We start from the raw sequence: 3760 nt of genomic DNA on the forward strand, positions 1-3760 counted from the left end.
AAGTGGCGTCCCTTAAAGTGATTCATGCGCGCAATCCCTCGTTTCTTGGCACCCAGTATACTAAAATCAAGTCAGCGAGGAAAATTTGCACCAGAACCACTAAAAGAATACGGCTTTTATCAAGGGACAGAACATCGTACCATTAAATACCTGAATAATTTGATTGAACAAGACCATCGTCCAGTAAAGAGACGCAATAAATTCTATCGAAGTTTACGCACTGCCTCTACCACGATTAAAGGCATGGAAGCCATTCGAGGATTATATAAGAAAACCCGAAAAGAAGGCACTCTCTTCGGGTTTTCGGTCTGTACTGAAATCAAGGTATTATTGGGAATCCCAGCTTAAATCATAGATACCGTAAGGGATTTTATTCTTTATTTAAAACTTTGCAACAGAACCGTTTGGAGGAAGTTATTTTGTTACAAAGTATTTTATCAGCTCTCGCTGTTTACGTTTCTACCAGCATTGATTATTTATTTATCTTGCTGATTATTTTTTCTCAAAGTCATACAAAAAAAGGGCTCCGTCAGATTTTTTGGGGTCAATATCTAGGAACAGGTATCTTAGTAGCCGTAAGTTTATTTGCAGCATATGTGCTGAATTTCATTCCGCAAGATTGGATCATTGGGCTTCTCGGTCTAATTCCGATTTTCTTAGGAATCAGAGTGGCATTGGTTGGCGAAGAGGAGGAAGAAGAAGAGGAAGTCGTTGAAAAGCTTGAATCAAGAGGAACAAACCGCTTCTTTTGGACCGTTGCCTTAATAACAATTGCTTCTGGTGGCGATAACTTAGGGATTTATATTCCTTACTTTGCCTCGTTATCTTTTTCAGAGATTGTCACCGCTCTAATCGTATTTGCTATTTCTGTTGCGGTTCTTTGCTATATCAGTTACAAATTAGCCAAGATTTCTTTTGTTTCCGAAACCTTAGAAAAATATGAACGAATCCTTGTTCCTATAGTGTTTATTGGCTTAGGAATTTATATTTTGATAGAAAATGGGACGATTCAAACACTATTAAATTTTATATAAACAACTACGATAGTGAAGTTCAAATAAAAAAAGACAGCGAGATTTTAACTCGCTGTCTTTTTTTATTTGAACTAATGAATTGTAAAATCATTTTAACCTTGTAGTTTGTCTTTATTTTTCTTTTTCTTGTTCTTCGATATGAGTTGAAACTTGCTCAAGAATACTAAAAATATGAAGATCGTCAAGGCTATAAATCATATTTTTACCAGCTCTTTTTGATTTTACTAATCTTGAAGTCTTTAAAGTTTTTAACTGGTGAGAAATGGCTGATTGTTCCATACTTAAAGACTGCGCAATTACTCCAACACTAAGTTCTTCTTTCTGTAAAAGAAATAAAATTGAAAGACGTGTAGGGTCACTAACCATTTTAAATATCTTACTTACCTCTTGGATAGAATCATTTGTTAACGGAGAAGTTGATGATGATTTCATAAAACTTCCTCTCTTTCATATGTGTGTTCGTTCATGTTTAGGTTAGCACAAGATTTTTATAAAGCAAGGTTTTTCCATAAGCAGAGCTGTTTTATAGTCCAATTTTTTTATTAACTAAATAAGATAACTATTTTTTTGACAAATCAGATAGAGCAATATATAATGAACGCATAAACATATGAATGTTATTTCATATGTAATTCGTAAGCGTTACGATTTCAAAAAAATAGTTTTATTAAGAAGGGTGATAGAAATGAAAGAGATTCAAGAGCAACACTCACACGAAAATAATAGTCACGATCATGACCATGATCATGGGAAAATGCCAATTATTTTGTACTTTATTGGTTTAGCATTGGCAATTGTTGCGCTGTTCTTAAGTGACGAATATCAATTCATAAAAAACATCATGTTCTCACTCGCTACAATCAGCGCTGGGTATCATGTCATTGTTCTTGAAGGCCTTGGAGAAACAATTGAGAACTCAAAAAACCAAAAAAAGTTCATGCCTAATTCTCATATTTTAATGGGATTAGCGGCAATCGGAGCTTCTTTAGTGGGGAATTTTTGGGAAGGAACATTATTGATTCTTATTTTTTCTGGAGCACATTTTTTGGAAGATTATGCAGAAGGAAGAAGCAAACGAGAAATAACGAAATTACTCGAAATGAATCCAACGACTGCCCGGTTAATCCTACCTGATGGCAGTACAAAAAATGTAGATGTCAGTGAATTAAAAGTGGGAGATCAACTTCAAGTTTTGAATGGCGATCAAGTACCTATTGATGGCGTCATTTTGTCTGGATCTACATCCATTGATGAGTCGTCTATTAATGGAGAAAGTATCCCGAAAGAGAAATCCAAAGGAGATGGCGTCTTCGGGAGTACAATCAATGGAACAGGTACCTTCACGATGAAAGTCACCAAAGAAAACAAAGATACAGTATTTTCAAAAATTTTACAATTAGTGAATCAGAACCAAGATAACCAAACAAAAGCTGCGAGTATTATCCAAAAATTTGAACCGAAATATGTCACAGTTGTTTTAATTGCCATTCCTCTATTCATGTTATTGGCTCCTTTTCTACTTGATTGGACATGGTCACAAAGTGTCTATAGAGGATTGGTCCTTTTAGTTGCAGCTTCACCGTGTGCTTTAGCAGCAGCTACTGTCTCGGCAACGCTATCGACGACTTCTAATTTAGCCAAAAAAGGAGTCCTTTCAAAAGGTAGTTCTTACCTGTCTCAATTAGCCGATATTAAAGCAATTGCATTTGATAAGACGGGCACCTTGACCAAAGGAAAACCTGAAGTAACCAATTATTATTTTGCTGATTCCGTGAACGAAGAAAACATGATTGATATCGTAGTAGCTCTTGAAAAAGAATCCAATCACCCCTTAGCAGATGCTATTCTAAGAAAGTTTGAGCAAAAAAACAAACTAACTATTGAAGTAGAAAACCAAATTGGTAAAGGATTGACGGGAGATTACAAAGGGAGAAATTATCGTATAGGAAAACCGACTTCGTTTGATGATGTTTCAGATGAATATAGTCGTTTAAATAATGAATGGGCATCAGAAGGTAAGACAGTCGTATACGTAGCAGTAGATGAAGAGGTTATAGGCCTTATTGCCCTTATGGACGTTCCGAGTGAATATGCTAAAGAAACCATTGAATATTTTAGGAAACAAGGTATACACACCACATTAATTACTGGTGACTCAGAAATGACGGGAAAAGCGGTTGCTAAACAATTAGGAATAGATGAAGTGATTACGAATGTCATGCCGGAAGACAAATCCAGAATTATAGACGAACAAAAAGAAAAATACGGCGTGACCGCCATGGTTGGAGACGGTGTAAATGATGCTCCTGCTCTTGTTAATGCAGATGTGGGAATCGCTATGGGAGATGGGACTGATGTGGCAGTAGAGGTATCTGATTTAGTTTTAATGCAAAACAATTTATCTAAATTGGTACAATCTCATAATATTTCTTCGAAAATGAACCGTGTTATTTGGCAGAATATTATTTTTTCAATGGCCGTTGTTGCTTTTTTAATTGTCGTTAGTTTCTTAGGCTTAACGGATATTGCAATCAGTGTCATTATTCATGAAGGAAGTACATTGGTTGTTATTTTGAATGGACTTCGATTGCTAAGGGCAGTCTAAAGAATGATTGCACACCTTCAAATGGATCTGGTGCAAACAGTGTGAGAGATGACCATCTAACCAGCTATTGATCCTATGTTGAAGGTTATGCAGCTAACAATGCTTCTAATTCGTCCACGAC

Annotated in this window: 3 protein-coding genes and 1 pseudogene; 3 read left to right on the forward strand and 1 reads right to left on the reverse strand. The window is 35.8% G+C overall.

All coding sequences use genetic code 11. The features are described 5' to 3' along the window. Positions 1–117: 117 nt before the first annotated feature. Both LOSG293_RS09495 and LOSG293_RS09500 read left to right on the forward strand, forming a co-directional pair. Positions 118–348, forward strand: a pseudogene (locus tag LOSG293_RS09495) (DDE-type integrase/transposase/recombinase); the annotation flags it as partial. A 71-nt stretch (positions 349–419) separates the two neighbouring features. Then, on the forward strand, positions 420–1034 hold the full coding sequence (locus LOSG293_RS09500) for a CadD family cadmium resistance transporter (protein WP_010620830.1): 615 nt from the start codon (positions 420–422) through the stop codon (positions 1032–1034). A 111-nt stretch (positions 1035–1145) separates the two neighbouring features. Here the strand turns inward: LOSG293_RS09500 and LOSG293_RS09505 are convergent, their stop codons facing one another. Next, the gene (locus tag LOSG293_RS09505; protein WP_034529762.1) at positions 1146–1466 is read right to left on the reverse strand and encodes an ArsR/SmtB family transcription factor; all 321 of its coding nucleotides are present in this window, start codon (positions 1464–1466) and stop codon (positions 1146–1148) included. 253 nt (positions 1467–1719) lie between these two features. On the opposite strand from LOSG293_RS09505, the gene LOSG293_RS09510 reads away from it, so the two are divergent. After that, positions 1720–3639: a heavy metal translocating P-type ATPase gene (locus LOSG293_RS09510; protein WP_034529764.1), complete on the forward strand. Its 1920-nt coding sequence runs from the start codon at positions 1720–1722 to the stop codon at positions 3637–3639. Positions 3640–3760 lie beyond the last annotated feature (121 nt).

It is taken from the genome of Secundilactobacillus oryzae JCM 18671, assembly GCF_000740055.1.
Lineage (GTDB): Bacteria > Bacillota > Bacilli > Lactobacillales > Lactobacillaceae > Secundilactobacillus > Secundilactobacillus oryzae.